This is a genomic window from Sporolactobacillus nakayamae (genome assembly GCF_900113325.1).
Classification (GTDB): Bacteria; Bacillota; Bacilli; order Bacillales; family Sporolactobacillaceae; genus Sporolactobacillus; species Sporolactobacillus nakayamae.
This window is the reverse complement of record NZ_FOOY01000022.1, coordinates 1-17129: the sequence shown is the minus strand read 5'-3', so window position 1 is coordinate 17129 and position 17129 is coordinate 1. Positions and strand designations below refer to the sequence as shown.

Annotated in this window: 17 protein-coding genes and 2 pseudogenes; 3 read left to right on the top strand and 16 right to left on the bottom strand. The window is 42.8% G+C overall.

Annotated features, from left to right (window positions below; all coding sequences use genetic code 11):
- Positions 1 to 3 precede the first annotated feature (3 nt).
- The 5 genes from BM003_RS13490 to BM003_RS13470 all read right to left on the bottom strand — a co-directional run bounded on the left by BM003_RS13490 (position 4) and on the right by BM003_RS13470 (position 4237).
- Complete coding sequence (locus BM003_RS13490; protein WP_093673955.1) at positions 4 to 735, bottom strand: UTRA domain-containing protein; 732 nt, start codon at positions 733 to 735, stop codon at positions 4 to 6.
- A 230-nt stretch (positions 736 to 965) separates the two neighbouring features.
- Positions 966 to 1934: an SIS domain-containing protein gene (locus tag BM003_RS13485; protein ID WP_093673953.1), complete on the bottom strand. Its 969-nt coding sequence runs from the start codon at positions 1932 to 1934 to the stop codon at positions 966 to 968.
- 29 nt (positions 1935 to 1963) lie between these two features.
- Positions 1964 to 2689: an amino acid ABC transporter ATP-binding protein gene (locus tag BM003_RS13480; protein WP_093673951.1), complete on the bottom strand. Its 726-nt coding sequence runs from the start codon at positions 2687 to 2689 to the stop codon at positions 1964 to 1966.
- On the bottom strand, positions 2676 to 3335 hold the full coding sequence (locus BM003_RS13475) for an amino acid ABC transporter permease (protein WP_093673949.1): 660 nt from the start codon (positions 3333 to 3335) through the stop codon (positions 2676 to 2678). Before BM003_RS13475 ends, BM003_RS13480 begins: the two co-directional genes overlap by 14 nt.
- 92 nt (positions 3336 to 3427) lie before the next feature.
- The gene (locus BM003_RS13470) at positions 3428 to 4237 is read right to left on the bottom strand and encodes a transporter substrate-binding domain-containing protein (RefSeq protein ID WP_093673947.1); all 810 of its coding nucleotides are present in this window, start codon (positions 4235 to 4237) and stop codon (positions 3428 to 3430) included.
- A 273-nt stretch (positions 4238 to 4510) separates the two neighbouring features.
- On the opposite strand from BM003_RS13470, the pseudogene BM003_RS18265 reads away from it, so the two are divergent.
- Positions 4511 to 4687 (top strand): annotated as a pseudogene (locus BM003_RS18265) (oligopeptide/dipeptide ABC transporter ATP-binding protein); the annotation flags it as partial.
- A gap of 236 nt (positions 4688 to 4923) precedes the next feature.
- On the opposite strand, the gene BM003_RS13460 reads toward BM003_RS18265, so the two are convergent.
- The 10 genes from BM003_RS13460 to BM003_RS13410 form a co-directional block, all read right to left on the bottom strand.
- Positions 4924 to 5562 (bottom strand): HIRAN domain-containing protein, encoded by a 639-nt coding sequence (locus tag BM003_RS13460; RefSeq protein ID WP_093673945.1) that lies wholly within the window; start codon positions 5560 to 5562, stop codon positions 4924 to 4926.
- Between the two features lie 195 nt (positions 5563 to 5757).
- Positions 5758 to 6993 carry a YecA family protein gene (locus BM003_RS13455; protein WP_093673943.1) on the bottom strand — a complete coding sequence of 412 codons (1236 nt, stop codon included), beginning with the start codon at positions 6991 to 6993 and terminating at the stop codon, positions 5758 to 5760.
- Between the two features lie 630 nt (positions 6994 to 7623).
- Positions 7624 to 8328, bottom strand: a complete 705-nt coding sequence (locus BM003_RS13445; protein ID WP_245734279.1) for a bifunctional 4-hydroxy-2-oxoglutarate aldolase/2-dehydro-3-deoxy-phosphogluconate aldolase — start codon at positions 8326 to 8328, stop codon at positions 7624 to 7626.
- Positions 8306 to 9451 (bottom strand): galactonate dehydratase, encoded by a 1146-nt coding sequence (gene dgoD, locus BM003_RS13440; RefSeq protein WP_093673939.1) that lies wholly within the window; start codon positions 9449 to 9451, stop codon positions 8306 to 8308. Before dgoD ends, BM003_RS13445 begins: the two co-directional genes overlap by 23 nt.
- A 28-nt stretch (positions 9452 to 9479) precedes the next feature.
- Positions 9480 to 10652: a UxaA family hydrolase gene (locus BM003_RS13435; protein WP_093673937.1), complete on the bottom strand. Its 1173-nt coding sequence runs from the start codon at positions 10650 to 10652 to the stop codon at positions 9480 to 9482.
- The gene (locus BM003_RS13430; protein WP_093673935.1) at positions 10633 to 10932 is read right to left on the bottom strand and encodes a UxaA family hydrolase; all 300 of its coding nucleotides are present in this window, start codon (positions 10930 to 10932) and stop codon (positions 10633 to 10635) included. The genes BM003_RS13435 and BM003_RS13430 overlap by 20 nt, the downstream gene beginning before the upstream one ends.
- A gap of 12 nt (positions 10933 to 10944) precedes the next feature.
- Entirely contained in the window at positions 10945 to 11904 is a 960-nt protein-coding gene (locus tag BM003_RS13425) for a phosphoglycerate dehydrogenase (protein ID WP_093673933.1), read from the bottom strand.
- A 43-nt stretch (positions 11905 to 11947) separates the two neighbouring features.
- On the bottom strand, positions 11948 to 13318 hold the full coding sequence (locus tag BM003_RS13420; RefSeq protein WP_093673931.1) for a PTS transporter subunit IIC: 1371 nt from the start codon (positions 13316 to 13318) through the stop codon (positions 11948 to 11950).
- Between the two features lie 11 nt (positions 13319 to 13329).
- A complete protein-coding gene (locus BM003_RS13415) occupies positions 13330 to 13629 on the bottom strand; it encodes a PTS sugar transporter subunit IIB (protein WP_093673929.1) in 300 nt (99 codons plus the stop codon).
- 22 nt (positions 13630 to 13651) lie between these two features.
- Positions 13652 to 14131, bottom strand: coding sequence for a PTS sugar transporter subunit IIA (locus BM003_RS13410; RefSeq protein ID WP_177184796.1), 480 nt, complete (start codon positions 14129 to 14131; stop codon positions 13652 to 13654).
- Positions 14132 to 14332: 201 nt separating this feature from the next.
- Between BM003_RS13410 and BM003_RS13405 the strand changes: the two genes are divergently transcribed.
- Positions 14333 to 16345 carry a BglG family transcription antiterminator gene (locus tag BM003_RS13405; RefSeq protein ID WP_093673925.1) on the top strand — a complete coding sequence of 671 codons (2013 nt, stop codon included), beginning with the start codon at positions 14333 to 14335 and terminating at the stop codon, positions 16343 to 16345.
- Positions 16346 to 16484: 139 nt separating this feature from the next.
- Positions 16485 to 16685 (top strand): hypothetical protein, encoded by a 201-nt coding sequence (locus BM003_RS13400; RefSeq protein WP_093673923.1) that lies wholly within the window; start codon positions 16485 to 16487, stop codon positions 16683 to 16685.
- A 194-nt stretch (positions 16686 to 16879) separates the two neighbouring features.
- Here the strand turns inward: BM003_RS13400 and BM003_RS13395 are convergent.
- Positions 16880 to 17129: pseudogene (locus BM003_RS13395) on the bottom strand (group II intron reverse transcriptase/maturase); the annotation flags it as partial.

Genomic DNA, 17129 nt, shown 5'->3' with positions numbered 1-17129 from the left:
GAATCACTCGTCATTCTGGTCTTCGATTACGAAGCTAACCCGATTCACATCATAGTACATCAGTGAATGATAGACTGCTGTGTTGTATTGGTTAAACGCCGTTTTGTCTAGCTGGTAAACGGGCGCGCTGACGTTACAGTTTAAGTAATTGGCGGTTTTTTCACTTGCAAGCAAAACGTTCAACACCTTATAAGCATTTTTTAAGGTTACACCATATTTTTCTTGCAAGACTTCATGGGTTGAAACACGATCATCGATATACGCTTCCAAACCATTAAAACGCATGATTGGATAGCTATTCACCTCATAGCCAAGTGGAACGTCTTTAATATAGAGAATTCGGCATAGTTCCAATACTTCACTGTCTGGCGGGATCGATAGACGTTTCGCAATAAATGGAGAACAAGGCTTGATCATTTTTTCAACGATCTTACGCTCCGGCTTCTGGCCTGTCTCTTTCATATACTCTGTGTAACCCTCTGCCGAAATTAAGCTTCGCTTGATCTTCCCTCTTTTTACAAAGGTGCCTTTCCCCTGTTTGCGAACGAGGTAACCACTATCCACCATATCCTGTAGAGATCGTCTGATTGTAATGCGGCTGACCGCGTATTTTTCACACAGCTCTGCTTCAGAGGGTAACCGTGAGCCTTCCGTATACGTGTCGTTGTGAATATCCTCAATGATCTTTCTTTTGACTTGGATATAGAGTGGATATAGGTTATCTTTGTTTAGCATCATCTGACTTCCAATCATTTAATAGTTTGAACGAACCTATTCTATAATGATAGCGCATAACTCATCGCTGTACACCTTTTTGTATCAGATAGTCAAACTTCGTATTTTAATAGAAAAGATCACCGGCCCGATCAGAAATGAGGAACGCGATGATCCTAATAAATACAGTTTATTGTCTATCGGCAATGGTATTTCCGTGAAGATGCGCCGACTTCTGTTTTTGCAGAAAATTAATACGACATCTTCCACATATATCTTCTTTTTGTCAACGGGTGCTTGCGGGCAATCGCTAATTGTTCTGCAAAAACACGAAGCACACCTTCGATTAAAATAGGATTGAAATAATCAATGACATCTTCGGCGATATAATTGAACAACCCGAAATCCTTTGCATCGACTACTGTTGTTTGCGCATCGAAACGATTTAGGAATTCCAAGGCCCGTGAATCCATTGGACGCGTGCTGCCCTCGTTCATCAGTAACAGGAATGGTTTATCTTTTTCAACGATTTCAAAAGGACCGTGGAAGAATTCACCATCACTGAATGAGCTAGAATTGATCCATTGCATCTCAAGCAGCAGACAAATGGAGAAGGAATAGGCGACTTCTGTTGTCGCTCCACTGCCCATGACATAAATGACCGGAGCATCCTTGTAGGCTTCACCAAACTTTTTCGCCTGAGGAAGCAATGATTCTGTCGCGTCATCGATCACATCATAAATTTTCCCTAAACCTTCGATGAAATGATCGTAGGCATCGTACCCTTCGAAAGTGTTCAAAATTTCTACTGCCAGCGTCAATACTTTGGTCATTTTTGATACCTTAGCCGAATAGCTCTCATGAAATCCGTGCGTTACCACATAGTCTGCATCTTTCGTCAAAGGCGATTGAGGTTCATGAGTCACTGCAATCGTGTGCGCACCAAGTGATTTCGCAAGGCTCGTTGCCTGAACGGTTTCCGGAGTGGTCCCGCCCAGCGAGCACGTAATCACGATACTGTGTTCGCCAACTGCAGCAGGCGTATCGTAGTTAAATTCATTCGCTGTAAAATGACCGGCAATCAGCTTCTTTGCATTCTTTCGCAGAAAGTAGAAGCCCGGATAGAGATCCGCTTTTGATCCTCCGCATCCTACAAAATAGACACTGCTAATTTCACTTTGCTTGCTCTGAATGGATTGAATGATTTGATTAAGTTCCAACGATTTTTCCTCCCAAGAATTACAATTAGTTAATGAAGAATTTTAGACAGAAAATTTTGCGTGCGTGCATGTTGCGGATGGCGAAACAATTCCTCCGGCGTATTTTCTTCGACGATTTGGCCGCCATCCATGAAGATAATCCGATCACCAACTTCTTTGGCAAACCCCATCTCGTGGGTGACGATCACCATGGTCATGCCCTCTTTAGCCAAGTCTTTAATAACGGCCAGAACCTCGCTTACCATTTCGGGATCCAACGCCGATGTCGGTTCGTCAAACAGCATCGCAGTCGGCTGCATCGCCAGTGCCCGCGCAATTGCAATTCTTTGCTGCTGGCCGCCGGAGAGGGTAATTGGATAAACATCCTTTTTTTCTCTCAATCCAACTTTACTCAGTAAATCCATGCCCTGCTGTTCTGCATCACCCCTTTTCATTTTTCTCACACGGATGGGCGCATGACAGATATTCTTAATCACCGTTTTATGAGGAAAGAGGTTAAATTGCTGGAAAACCATGCCCATTTTTTCCCTGACTTGATCAATGTTGACTTTCCGATCCGTAATATCCTGCCCATCAATAATGATCGACCCCTGAGTCGGTGTTTCCAGCAAATTGAGACAGCGCAATAGTGTACTTTTTCCGGAACCGGAAGGACCGATAATGACAATCACTTCACCGTCATGAATCGTACAGTTTATATCACTCAGCACTTCATGACTATTAAAGGACTTGTACAAATGTTTAACGGTGATCACTGCTTTTTAACCTCCTTTCAACGAACGTGAGCAATCTTGTCAACGTTAAGGTCAGAACAAGATAGATCAAGGAACACACGATAATGGGTTCAAGTCCAAGGGCGGTTGTTCCGCGTACCGTGGTTGTCTCATACATGAGCTCGGCGATCCCGATCACGGACACCAGGGATGAATCTTTAATGTTGCCGATAAACTGATTGCCAAGAGCCGGCAGAATGTTTTTAAAAGCTTGCGGAAGAATAATGTCAAGCATTGTCCTTCTGCTGTTCATTCCAAGACTTCTTGCGGCTTCTGACTGACCATAGGGCACCGCTTCAATCCCTGAGCGCATCGTTTCCGAGATATAAGCCGAGGCATGGATCGTAAGCGCAATAGCCCCCGTTGTAAAATCGGGAATATTAAGTTGGAGAAGCATGGGCAAGCCAACATAGACAAGATACACTTGCGCAAGTAATGGAGTCCCTCTGATAAATTCAACGTAAGCAATACTGATCCAGCGAACCACTTTAATTTTGGAACGTCTCATTAAAGTTAATAGGACTCCTAAAATCGTACCGGCAATCACTGAAATAATTGCCAGCAATACAGTTACATACGCCCCTTGTAAAAAGAAGCTGTAGTATGATCCCAAAAAAGAGAAATTCAAGAATTCCAACCCCAATCCCAATTATTGGAATTATATAAATACTGAAAAGACACTTTCGTACGGCTCATTATTTGACGAGTGTAATCTCTTGTTTATTCCTTAACATACTTCACTTGTTCGATAATCCATTTTTCATACTGCCCTTTGTATTTCGTGATCGCGGTGTTTACCGCATCCTTCAAATCTTTGCTTGAGTGATTCGGCATTGCGATCGCTGCACCGGCAGTATCGTCATTGTATTTTAAATTTGTTTGCGCAAGCGACGGATTCGCTCGAATGAGCAGTTCAGCTGTTGGCACGTCAACAAGCATGGCATCGGCCTTATTATGGGCAACAGCAAGCGCCAAGTCATTCGATTTTCCGAATAGTTTTAAATGGGCTTTTGGAAAATACTTTTGAGTAACCGCCTGCTGAGTCGAGGAATTAATCGTAGCCACTGTCGCATTTTTCAATGCGGAAGGCTTCGCGTATTTACTCAATTCACTTTTCTTTACAACAAACACATTGGTGCTTTTATAGTAGACTTTTGAAAAATCCGCTGCTTTCTCACGTTCCGGTGTCGGACTCATTGCAGAAACGATCATATCTATTTTTCCACTCTGCAAAGCCGGCAGCAATCCATCAAAGTCCATGTCCTTAATCTCGTATTTAACATCCATTTGCTTTGCGATGCGCTTCACCAGTTCAAGATCGGCACCTTTAAGCTCATTTTTGCCGTTGTTACTGTAATGAAATTCATACGGTGGAGTCGCTGCACTGAGGCCAACAACAAGTGTTCCCTTCGCCTTGATCTTTTCCAAACCCGTCTTCTTGTCCCCATTGCTTCCACAAGCAGCTAGCGAGAACATCATAATGAACACAAAAGACAATGCTGAAATGATTTTAAATACCCTTTTCCCCAACTCAATACATCTCCTTTAACGATAGATTTATATCAACTCATTTTGAATAGTGAGATAATATCAATACGTATTATAATGTTATATCCTTCAATGACTAAATGATATATTCAAAATATTTAAATGTCAATATAATATTTTAATATATCTTAACATTGTGTCATACTATCTGACATAAAAAACTAGCAAATGATTGATAGATCAATCATTTGCAGGGCTGTACAATCCACGAAAAAAAATTCCGATCCCTGATCCGAAAACAGCAAAACAAGCGAATGGACACTTTTAAAAAATGATCCACCAGACCTAGCAGGCCACACATCAGGATGCTCGTTCTATCCGAGATGCCCGATTGCAAAAGACTACTGCAAAAACCATGATCCGGAATTGGTCAAGCTTTCTGAAGATCATGAGGCCGCTTGTTTCTATCCGATGAGTCAAGAGACGCATTAAATAACGCAGCTACTGATTTTGCATCGCAAAATACGTCACGAATACTAAATTGCAATTAGGACACACATTCGATAAAAAAAATCAAATGAGAATTAACATGAAACCGACCGGATGTACAGGGTGAAAGATGGTGACAAATAAAGAAAGCAAAAATCGACCAGCTGGCATAACGTATGCTTAGCTAGTCGATTTCTTTTGTAAAATAAATTGATAGGACAATGGCTGCTCATCGGCTATCACGGTGTAGTACCAACATAATAATTTTCAATTTCTGATGAACTCTTGTTTAACGAACCAAAAAACGAAACATGCACTTGTAATTGCGGCATTGCAAATGAGTCAAGTCGGTCGATTTCAAGCTGGAATCGACATTGGTGATCAATTACTTTGGTGACAAATTCACTATAAAATGCCGGAACAAATCCTAACATTACCCCATCACACAGTCTAATTTTTACTGCAAATGGATCATATTTATTTTCAGGATCCTTCTCAAGCAACAATTTATTTTTAAAAGAAAGATCATGAACCGCTCCTGAATAATAGTGTCTTAAACCTGCAATGTAAAAGTTCAGCTTAAAGTTTCCATCATTGATCAGAATCGGGGAAACAAATTCATAGGTATCCGTAGCTAGTCTCCCTCCTGTTGCCTGAAGAAGATCCATATCATCAAAAGCTTTTGGTAGCCCTAATTTAATGAGTAATGATGAAAAATCTGGCCTTTTGGTATTAGGTATTCTTCTTAAAAACGGTCCAAATAATTTATCTGAAACGTAAAACTTTTTCAGATCATGAAATGCAATATGTGGGTAATATCCATTTGATAATGCATCTTTTAATCCACGATGCTTATTTGTCCGATCATATCCGATCATAATAGAAGATATAGTGACCGTTAGATTTGATTAAGTTACCCACATGATATCTCTGCCTAGTTTCCGCATTTTGCCAAATCAGCCAAAGCAAATTCAACTTAGACATGATCCGTCTCTCCTTTAAGCAAATCCAATAACCATTTTTTTCGATACACGAGTGGACGTTTTGTATAACAGATCATTTATTTCGTTCCTTCATTTCCCGCAACACTTCTTATATTTCTTGCCACTGCCACATGGGCAAGGATCATTGCGGCCGACCTTAGCATGGGTTACCGAGTTGCTGGTGGTCGGCAGTTGGGAACGAACGGGCGCAAGAGATTGACCCGGCACGGCTATCAGGTGTTCCTTTTCTTTCTGAAACAACTCATGTGGTGTATGCCCCTTTAGCACCCACTGACGTGTATGATTGTTAACCTCGGTTACTTCGGCCAGTAACTGCTGCACAAAATCAAACGAGGGAAATTCCATCTGCATCTGCAGAAATTGAATCACCTTTGTGGGGCTTGCATCCGATTGAATGATCGAGCTGATCTGCAACATGAGTTCGTCAATTTCTCCCTTAGGCAATTGATAATAGTCCAATAGGAGTTGGATTAATCGATTCATCTGCGGAGATCGCTCAACGTAACCTGGATCGGCGGCTTTCATGAGCTGATTTTTCGTAAACGGATAGTCCTCCACATCCGGGTGCATGAGGTATTCTTCAACAATCTTTTCTGCGTCAAAGGCTCTGCAATCGCGCATACCCGTAGCAGTTAGGCTTGCCTGTCCGTAAAAATCACAGGCGAAAGTCATCACACTCAGAAAATCATGGATACCAACGGAATGCCCAGTCAGCCTTTCAAGCTTATCCATAATGCGCCCTGTATCCATCACACCAAAGTAATGAAGCAGGCCGTGCGTTAATTGAATCCACTCTGTATTGCGGCGAACAACTTGCTGCAGCGCGTCGCCACCGCTTTCTTCAAAGATGCTGATTAACTCATGCGGCATAAAGAGAACCTTTTTATCTTCATAACTTCCGGGAAAGAGGATACTGTGCTTCATCAATGTCTCGATCTTCGAATCTGACAGTCCGCAATCAGCAATCATGCCTGAATGGCTCACGATGTCTTTAATCAGGGCAAACCTGCCTTGATCCAAGGTGTTGAGAACATTGTGAAATACTATAGGAATGCCACGGGACAGCTCTGAAGCCAATTCTGCTTTCTTAAGTGCACTAAGACCTTTAAATTGATAGGTTCTGCGTATCTCATCCAGCTTATCCTTTGTCAGTCTGCATAGCGCGTCAAAAAGGCTGCATGGAACATCAACCGGTTGCCACAGTCGCTTGTCTCTGCCTTCCCGCAACTTCTGCGTATATGCCTTCGCATTTTCCAGCGCATGCAGCAGTGCCTTCTCCGTTTTCTTATCAACTTTGTCACTCATTCAAATTTCCTCTTTTCAAAAGGGCAGATCCTCATCGTATGGTTCATCTGCGTCGTGTTTATTAAAATCACAATCATTAAGTGCAAGATTATCATCGCCAACGTTTTGCATGTGAGGCGGCATTGTGTCGATCAACGATTTAAGTTCAGCTGAAACAGCATCATTCTCATGCCTACTGTTTTTCATCGGTTTTTTGCGAGAACACTCTTTACAAATATGCTTTCTATGCCCTTTCCCTGAAAACTTTTCATTTGGTCGCGTTCGCCCGCAAATTCTGCAATAATGGCCCATATCTCAATCTTCCTTTCCAAGGATGCCATTTTTCTTGCTCAATAATGAAAATAAACCGTCACTTCATAATAGATTTCACCCTTCATTATATAATAGAATAGAACGAAAAATCTTTAATCCATTTAATAGCTAGTACGTAAAGAGAGGGAGGATGCTGTCAATTTAAACGATGAAGAAAAAAGTGTAATCACTGACTATACAACATGGTTTGCTAACCGATGAGGAAATTTCAGGTGAGCAAAAAATAACCATTGAGTTGACTGGAAAAACCAATAAAACCCCACAGTCCAAAGTGATCCGTGGGGTTTTAGTACCTGTTGAATTTTCTCATTTATTTAATCAAGCACTTTGTACAGCACCTTGAAATACCTTGACAAAAGAGGCTGCTCGCTCAGTAATGGTCTTAAAATCATTTGCTTCAACGAGCTTCTTATTAACTAATTCCCCGCCAATGCCTGCAGACGTTGCACCTGCTTTAATGAAATCTCCAAAATTTTCTACATTGACGCCCCCTACTGCCATCATTTCGATCTGTGACAACGGTCCTTTTAATTGCTTAATATAATTAGGTCCAAGCACACCGGCCGGGAAGACCTTCACAATACGTGCCCCGTTCTCCCATGCAGTAAGCGCTTCAGTTGGTGTCGTTACTCCTGGAACCGGAAGCACACTATAGCGTTGACATGTTTTGATCATCTCGACATTCAGGGTTGGCGAAAGGATAAACGATGCCCCTGATACGATCGCTACCTTTGCCGTTTCTGAATCGAGAACCGTCCCTGCGCCAATGAGCATGCGATCACTATACTTTTGTACAAGTTCCTGAATCATTTCCGCTGCTCCCGGTGTATTAAAAGTGACTTCAATCGTCGTGACACCACCTTCAAGCAGCGCATCGGCGATCTTGCACATCTTGTCTGACGTCGTCCCTCTGACAATTGCACAAATACCATTTTCTTTTATTTTCTGAAGCACCTCGTAATCGTTCATAATCAGCACCGACCCTTTCGTTCCTGATTTTTTACCATTCAGCGATGGTTCCATCATCGTTCCGCCATTTTGGATTTTGCCAATTGAGCCCCTCAAGACTGACTTGCTTCACCTTTTCTTCATCCATTTCCAGTCCCAGTCCTGGACCTTTGGGAATAGAAACATAACCGTTTTCATAGGTAAAAATCTCTTTGTTCTTAACGAAATCAAGCAAGTCGAATCCTCGATTATAATGAATGCCTAGGCTCTGTTCCTGAATGAATACATTTGGCGTACAAACGTCAAGTTGCAGCGTTGACGCTAATGCAACCGGTCCATAAGGCGCATGCGGGGCAACAGCCACATCAAAGGCCTCAGCCATTGCCGCAATTTTCTTCGCCTCAAGAATTCCTCCGGTCAGGGCAAGATCGGGTTGAACGATGTCTACGTAACCGTTCTTAAATACATCTTTGAAAGCCCAGCGCGTATAGAGCCGTTCACCCGTCGCAATGGGTATGGAAGTATGTGCAGAAATCTCTGCAAGTGCCTCATTATTCTCCGGAAGTACCGGTTCTTCGAGAAACATCGGTCGGTACGTTTCCAGTTCTGCTGCCAGCACTTTCGCCATTGCTTTATGGACACGCCCATGAAAATCCACACCGATTTCCAGATCATTGCCGACTGCTTTTCGGATCGAGTCCACACGCTCCAGCACGGCTTCAACCTTTTTATACGAATCTATATAGTGAAGTTCTTCAGTCGCATTCATTTTAACTGCTTTAAAGCCTTTCTCTTTCCGAATTAACGCTTCCTTTGCGACGTCACTTGGGCGGTCTCCGCCGATCCATGAATAAACCATAATTTTGTCTCTGGCTTTTCCGCCGAGAAATTCGTAGACCGGTAGATTATAGTATTTTCCTTTAATATCCCAGAGTGCCATTTCGATTCCTGATACAATTGTCATATCAATTGGTCCGCCGCGAAAGAAAAAACGATAGAGCAGCTGCCAGAGATCTTCGATTTGGCGAGGATCTTTGCCGATAATGTATTGCCCCATCTCCTTACAGCCTGCAGCTACGGTCTCTGTCCGTGTACCGGATACGAGTTCGCCCCAGCCACTGATACCCTCATCCGTATTTATTTTGACAAACAGCCATCTCGGTTTGACTTTATAAACGTCAATGGATGTGATTTTCATCACCGGTCACTCCCTATCTGCTCATGATTTATAGACAGTTGCACCACACCTCATCATTGTGATAGACGCTTAATTCACCAAAACCATAGGCTTCTGCTTTGGTCTGCTGTCCTTCACAGACGGATATCAATACATCGAATAGTCGGTCACCGCATACGTCTATACTCGCTTCGCCGCTCACAATTTCTGAACAGTCAAAATCAATATTGTCTTTCATTCGCTCAAAAGTAGTTTTGTTTCCTGTTACTTTTATGACCGGCATAATCGGATTGCCAATCGGCGTACCTCTGCCCGTTGTAAAGATACAAATTTGTGCGCCGCCGGCGGTCATGCCTGTAATCGACTCAATGTCATAGCCCGGTGTATCCATAATGACGAGACCTCTTTGTTTAGGCTGTTCGCCATACCGGACAACCTCATTGATCATTGTGGAACCGCCCTTGGAAATGCCTCCGAGCGCTTTCTCTTCGAGCGTGCTTAAACCACCTTTCATATTCCCCGGCGTCGGATTCGCACCACGTACATCAATGCCTAATTGAGAAAAATTAGATTCTAAACCATTGACTATGGTCAAAATATCTCTTTTCACGTGATCGTTGCGTGCCCGCTTGACAAGTAAATGCTCGGTTCCAATCAATTCTGTCGTTTCGCCAAGAATAACCGTTCCTCCAGCTTCGATGAGACGATCACTGCATTTGCCTAATGCAGGATTTGCGGAAAGACCTGAGGTTGCATCGGATCCGCCGCAATTCGTCGCGAGAATGAGCGAAGATAGATCCGTTTCCACGCGCGTTTGTTTCGACATCACTTCGGCCATTTCACGAATGATCCGAGCCCCTTTTTCCACTGCTTTCAATGTGCCGCCTTCTCCTTGAATGGTGATCACATGCACAGGTTTCGACGTAAGTCCTTTGATCTCTGTACATAACGACACAGGCCTCATCGTCTCGCATCCGAGACCGACAATGAGTGTGCCAAACACGTTTGGATTCAGTGCTAAACCAATTAACGAACGCTTCATTAGTTCAACACCTGTTCCAATTTGACCGCATCCTTTGGCATTTGCTGCAAAAACCGCGCCATGAACACGCTGTGCAATTAATCGGGCCGTTTCGTTCGCGCAGCCAACCGTCGAAAGTACAAGTAGTTTATTGCGAATACCATAGGTTCCGTCCGGACGTTTATAAGCGTTTATTTTCATGATTCATCACGCTCTCTAAGTTAAAGACATGCACCCACTGACCCTTTTTTATAAATTTTCCGGCGCGTCCGATCACTTCGCCATACTTGTTCACCGGTTGCATGGGCTGAATATCCTGAATTGCGATTTTGTGATAGACATCAATGGTTTCGCGCACGGTAATCTGGTCAATTTCGCTCTTATTATGGATAATCGTTACCCGATCTCCGGGCGCAACCGGACAAAGCAGTGTTGCGACGTGATCCTTACGATGAATGAGCAGCGCTTGTTTCTTATTCATGTTCGCCCTCCTTCACCGCAAGAGAACTGGGTTTGGTGGCGCGCTTCCTTGCAGTACAGCTAACACATTAGCAACCGCCGTATTCCCCATTCGCAGATTTGATTCAATTGTTGTACCGCCTAAATGCGGCGTGAGCAGAACATTGGGCAAATCAAACAATGGCAAATGGTTAGGCGGCTCGTAATCATAGACATCTGTAGCGTACCCTCTAATTTTTCCTTCTTTAAGTCCGGCGGTAAGCGCTTCGTAATCAACCAATTGACTGCGCGCTGTATTGACCAGTACGGCGCCATCCTTCATCAAAGCGATTTTTTCAGCATTGATCAGATTGCGTGTTCCATCATTAAGCGGCAGGTGTAAACTAATATAATCCGATTCGGCCAACACTTTTTCCAGAGAAGTATAGTGAACGCCAAGCGCTGCTGCTGCAGGATTTTCTTGAAGATCATATCCGAGCAGATTCATGCCAAAACCTTTGGCACGTTTCGCTGTCGCTGTACCAATTGTTCCGAGACCAACAATGCCCAAAGTCTTTTGGTAAAAACTAATGCCTGTCGGCTTGATCCAGTGATCTGCCTTTGTGTCCGCATTCGCTTGATAAAGTCCGCGGGCAATCATAATCATAAAACCGAAAGCAAGATCAGCCACTTCCTCCGCATTTGTTCCCGGCGCATAAGTCACAGCGATGCCCTGTGCATATGCTGCTTGAGCATCGATACCATCGACACCAACTCCGTGTTTGGCAATCACTTTCAGCTTGGGACAATGCTTAATAATATCGGCGGTTACCTTATCATTCCCAACGATAAGCGCATCCGCATCAGACGCAAAGTGCAGAAATTCCTCTTTTGTAAAGGGTCTGCCGAAAGGATTGGTCATCACCTCACAGTCATTAGCCACTAAGCGCTCTAGTGGTTCTTTGTTGATTTTTCCAAAAGTGACGGTTGTCGCTACAACTTTCCATTTTCCCATGATATCTTCCCGCCTTTCTCCTTTTATTTATCTATCGAAAACATCAAGACTCACCATTTTTCTTAAACCCAAGCTTAGCCAAGTATTTCGGCTGTTTGCGCAGCCAAGCTGCAATAAGAGTTAGTGCAATGACACCGACAAGAACAAAATAGTTCTGACCAACGTAATAAAAGATTCCGTGAAGTGGACGCATATCTGCACCAACCATGGCTGCCCCTGTATCCGGGAGCTTCATCCCTACTTTTTCTGTAATGGCGAAGAACTCCGGTGAAATGGCACTTGAAAAGTAAAGCGTAATCGCGATGTTGATCACATTAGTAATATACGAACAAATAATATTACCTCTGAAAATAGCAACCGTGGCAGAGGCTAGGAAAAACGGTGTAACGCCAAGATCTGCCAACATCAAGAATCGATTGCCCGGCAGAAAGAAAATAAGCGGAACAGTCGAGATCATGCCGAGCAAACCAACAGTAATCACATCAGGATGACCAATAGTTAAGGCACCATCCATACCAAAATTAATTTGCCGCTTCACACCTTTCTTTGTCAGCAGTGTCCGAACTTTATCATTCAACACAGCAAAACCTTCGAGCAATGCTGCAGTCGCTTTTGGATACAGATAAATGAATGCACCTGTTCCGACACCGAGTGTCAGAATGCCGCTCCATGTTTCCATCGCGCCGAGATTGCGAAACCACGCAATAAATCCAATCAACACAGCCACCAAAAAGCCGATAACCACCGAATCGCCGAAAATGCCGAACTTCTTGCGAATCGTTGTTGAATTCACTTGGATCTTCGTTAATCCAATTCGTTCAAACACCCATTTCAGTAAAAACGCAACAGGAGCGCCGCCTTGCGCGCTGGCATGTGGGAACGAGATGCCCGGTAATTTAAAATGTGCTTGAAAGGCGGGTGCGGTAATATCAGCAAGAACAAGCAGAAAGATTTCAACAGCAACAGAAGTCAGAATTCCTGCAATCAGACTGCCGGTCACAAAGTAAACCATGCTTCCGATAAATGCCCAATGCCAGAAATTCCAAATATCGAGATCCAGAGTATCCGTCAATTTGAGCCACAACAGAATCAGATTAACAACAATGCCCAGCGGAATGATTAACGCCCCAATCGTTGTCGAATAACCTAACGCTGCGAGCAGCGCCCATCCGGTATCCACATACGGTAGTTGAAACCCATTCGACGTCACCATTTCCGAGACCGCTTTACCCATCAAGCCGAGAAAGTACGGATTAAGGATCGACACTAATCCATTCAAACCAATTCCGATGAAAATAGCTGAACGGAACGCCTTCGTGGGTTTGACACGCAAACATAATTCAAAAATAAAAATAATAATTGGTAACAGGATCGCAGCACCAAACGTACTCATGACTTGTTGAAAACCGGACATGGTGATCCCCCCTACTTCTTCTTGTTAATAATTTCCGCAATTTGTTCAAACGCTTGTTCTCGGCCAATCCCGGTCAGAAAAGGCACACCACTTAAAATGGGAATATCCGACTCAATATCAAGCTCCATACCTGCTGTTGAAATAATAAAATCAAAATCGCCCGCTTCAATGGTCATAGCTGCATCGGCAACACGTCCTTGCGAAAAGTCCGCTTGAATATCCAATTCTTCAAATGCTTCACGCAGCGCCACCAAAGCAATAGTTGACGTCGCCACACCATCTGCACAGAGCACCAATACCTTTACACTCATCCCATCAAATCCCTTCTTATGTTCATTTATTGGAATTGAATTTCTTAACTTCTAAAATCGCTGAAAATAAAGACTCTTGATCGTTTGCATCAATTAATTTTTTGATCAGCGCATCATTTTGAATGATCGATGCGAGCTGCTTCAATGCCAAAAGTTGATCTTCTGGCTTGTTGAGCGCCAGCATGAAAACAAGATTTACCGGAACGATCGTTTTAAGATCTTCCATGCTTTTGAACAGCACCGGCTCTTTCAATGTCGCAACGGCAATAGCCGGCGTAATGACATGTTCCAAATCAGTATGCGGCAGTGCACACCCAAATTGAGTCAACTTTAAACCTGTTGGAAAATGAGCTTCTCGATCAAGCACCCCTTGAAGAAAGGTTTGCTTGACACAGCCCGCATCTTGCAATGCGGTAAACATAAAACGAAATAATTCTTCATGAGTGTCAACCCGAATATTAGGGAAGACCAACTTCTTCTTTACAAGCTCCAAGATTTCCATAGATGTCATCTCCCTTCTGTGAACAGGCCCTCAAAAATGTAGCGCTTACATATTTTTGTTATATAACACATACACCTTTGATTGGCTGTGTAAATCATAACAAGTCGCTTCTTCAACATTCCATACTCTGAACGATGTGCCTTTTTCAACATTTCATCCTTTTATGATAAAAACAAGCTAATCTTGGTGAGGAGTGATCCTATGAGTCAACCACGTCACATGCAACTTATCCGCTTCTTGTTAGAACAGAACACGTTTATTTCCGCAAAGAAAATAGCAGATTCACTACATGTCTCAACGCGTACCATTTACAACGATATAAACGATCAGGACTTTAAAATGTTGCTAAAAGGGGGGACGATCGAAAAGCGGCAACATGAAGGCATAAAAATAAACGTAACTGAGTTGCAGAAGAGCAAGATCTATCAGACACTTGAGCAAAATAACGAAATGGCGATCAACAGCCAGAACATGGATGAATTAAACCATCTTTTGTTTCTTTTGATGGCACAAACGCAGCCGGTGAGCATCGATTCAGTAGCCGCACAACTTTTTCGATCCCGATCAACTGTAGGTGTGCTGCTGGAACAAGCAGACAAATGGCTGAATACTTATCATGTAACGATTAATAGTATAAGGAATCGCGGCATTCTTCTTTCAGGAGATGAGCGAAGTATTCGCCTTGCGTATAAGGATTTATGTTTCTATTCATGGAAATGTTCGGTCACGACAACAGGTTCTGCACACACCAATGATCGTGAACTTTTTAAGGAGCACCTCTCACGTATTTTTTCGGTAACAATCGTTAGCGAGGCGGCCGCCGCAGTCGAAATGTCCGAAACTAGTTTGAATGAGCGCTATACCGAACTTGACTTCATGCGAATGATTGCCTTACTCTGCATTTTAGTTCAAAGAGTCCAATTAGGTAAAAGGATTGGATGCGCGCATGCATTCGGAAAAAATCTTCGAGAAAAACTTGTGGCGCAACTGATTAAGCTGCACCTAGAATCAACGTTGCATGCACTCATTTCGCAAGAGGAACTCAATGAGATAACCTATTATATTTTAACAACACGACGAAATTGCGAATCGCTGACACATAAAGTCTCATTACATTCCAAAAAATTGATTGATAAATTTACCAAGATTCTTAGCATGAGTCTGTCTGTCGACCTGAACACCGACCAAGAACTTAAATTAAACTTGGCTAATCATTTGTACCCTGCAATAAAACGCATGCATTACGGAATAAAAATTGATAACCCGCTTCTCGATCAAATTAAATATGAGTATACCAATATCTACATTGCAGTTATGACTTCAATAGAGGAAATTGAGAAAAACGAAGCTATTGCCTTTGATGAAAATGAACTCGGCTACATCTGCCTGCACATTGTTGCCGCCATCAATAGATCCGCTAATAAGCGGGGTATCCATACTTGTCTCGTTTGTGATGGCGGTCTCAGTATCGAATCGTTTCTCAAAAGCAAGGTGGAACATCAATTTAAAGAACTATCTGTTGACGCATGTATGACCTATGATATCTTCCAAACCATACGCTCTGAATCGTTTGATCTGATTCTTAATGCTTCTGGTCGGCCAGTTCCCAATCCCGAAAAAACCGTGCACATCCATTCGCTCCTGAACGAGATGGATCAGGCATCTATACGTTCTTGGATTCTCCAAGAAGAATATCAGAAAATCGTGCGTCATGACGCAAGTATCAGAAAGCATATCCTCTTCTTCAAAGATCACGTCAACAACAAACAAGCGCTGATCAAGAAATACGGAAAATTTCTTGAAATTGAAGGCTTTGTCCGGAGGGGATTTATTCAATCAGTCATTGACCGCGAAAAACGCGCGTCAACCGCACTCGCGCGAGGGATTGCCGTTCCTCATGGATCAAAAGAACTGGTGAAGCAATCCGTCATCCTCGCTGTATTACTTGATAAGCCTATACTTTGGGATCAACAAACTATAGACCTAATTTTTATGATTGCCATCAACGCACATGACACCGAAAACTATCACTATTTTTTTGAGAAACTCTTTTATATAATCTCAGATCGCACGCTTATAGAAAAAATGAAACATATCTCTCAGGCTGAAGAAATGGAGCAGCTTATATTCGCTGACGATCAGGGGCATGAATTGCCAAGTGAGCACAATAAAAGTTCTATTAAGAAGAAAAGAGATCAATCAACTTCTCATTAGAAACTCGTAAATGATTTATGTCACTGAAATCGTTCAGTTTTTGTCTATTTATTCAAAGTAATATAAAAAGAAAGATGATTAGATCCTCAATCAGACATTCACCATTAATTAGCTTTGGAGCCGAAAGGAGAGAAAGTCATTGTTAGCCAAATTATCGTCCGAATCAAAACAAGAAATCATTTCGAAGTTACAAAGTGACAACAAACAACTTGACCTCCAGATACTTGCGATAAAAAATGAACTGTGCCGTATTCATGTTCACTATGAGGAAGATATGAAAAGACTTCAAACCATACAAGAACACATCGACCTTTTTGATAACGCTGAAGAATACATCTGAATGTCCATTTAATAGAAGGACAGGAAAAAACATTCACCCTTATGCACGAATTGGAAAAGAATTGAATCTTCCATCTCATATTCTTGCTCGATGCAGACAATGGGTTTGTCCCTAATCAATCGCCATATCGAGTAGGAGGAGATAATTTCTCCGACCTCTCACACCACCGTACGTACGGGTCCGTATACGGCGGTTCAATAGCTTAAGTGTGCATGCTCGAACAGATGGACTAGATTTTTGAGTCCCACCTGTTCGAGTATTTTGTTTGTGATCGACCGATGTAAGATATGGCTACAGGCGATGCGCCAGTAGCCTTTTCGTGTATTCGCCCATTCCCATGCTTTTGGTTTTGGAACGTTAAGTTTCATGAGACTTTTATATCTCGTCTTGACTTTCTTCCAACGTTTCCAAATGATCTGGCGAATTCTTCGCCGGAGCCACTGA

Coding starts and splice junctions, on each gene's coding strand:
- BM003_RS13490 (WP_093673955.1), bottom strand. CDS start 735: ATGCTAAACAAAGATAACCTATATCCACTCTATATCCAAGTCAAAAGA.
- BM003_RS13460 (WP_093673945.1), bottom strand. CDS start 5,562: ATGATCGGATATGATCGGACAAATAAGCATCGTGGATTAAAAGATGCA.
- BM003_RS13455 (WP_093673943.1), bottom strand. CDS start 6,993: ATGAGTGACAAAGTTGATAAGAAAACGGAGAAGGCACTGCTGCATGCG.
- BM003_RS13445 (WP_245734279.1), bottom strand. CDS start 8,328: ATGGAACCATCGCTGAATGGTAAAAAATCAGGAACGAAAGGGTCGGTG.
- dgoD (WP_093673939.1), bottom strand. CDS start 9,451: ATGAAAATCACATCCATTGACGTTTATAAAGTCAAACCGAGATGGCTG.
- BM003_RS13435 (WP_093673937.1), bottom strand. CDS start 10,652: ATGAAAATAAACGCTTATAAACGTCCGGACGGAACCTATGGTATTCGC.
- BM003_RS13430 (WP_093673935.1), bottom strand. CDS start 10,932: ATGAATAAGAAACAAGCGCTGCTCATTCATCGTAAGGATCACGTCGCA.
- BM003_RS13425 (WP_093673933.1), bottom strand. CDS start 11,904: ATGGGAAAATGGAAAGTTGTAGCGACAACCGTCACTTTTGGAAAAATC.
- BM003_RS13420 (WP_093673931.1), bottom strand. CDS start 13,318: ATGTCCGGTTTTCAACAAGTCATGAGTACGTTTGGTGCTGCGATCCTG.
- BM003_RS13415 (WP_093673929.1), bottom strand. CDS start 13,629: ATGAGTGTAAAGGTATTGGTGCTCTGTGCAGATGGTGTGGCGACGTCA.
- BM003_RS13410 (WP_177184796.1), bottom strand. CDS start 14,131: ATGGAAATCTTGGAGCTTGTAAAGAAGAAGTTGGTCTTCCCTAATATT.
- BM003_RS13405 (WP_093673925.1), top strand. CDS start 14,333: ATGAGTCAACCACGTCACATGCAACTTATCCGCTTCTTGTTAGAACAG.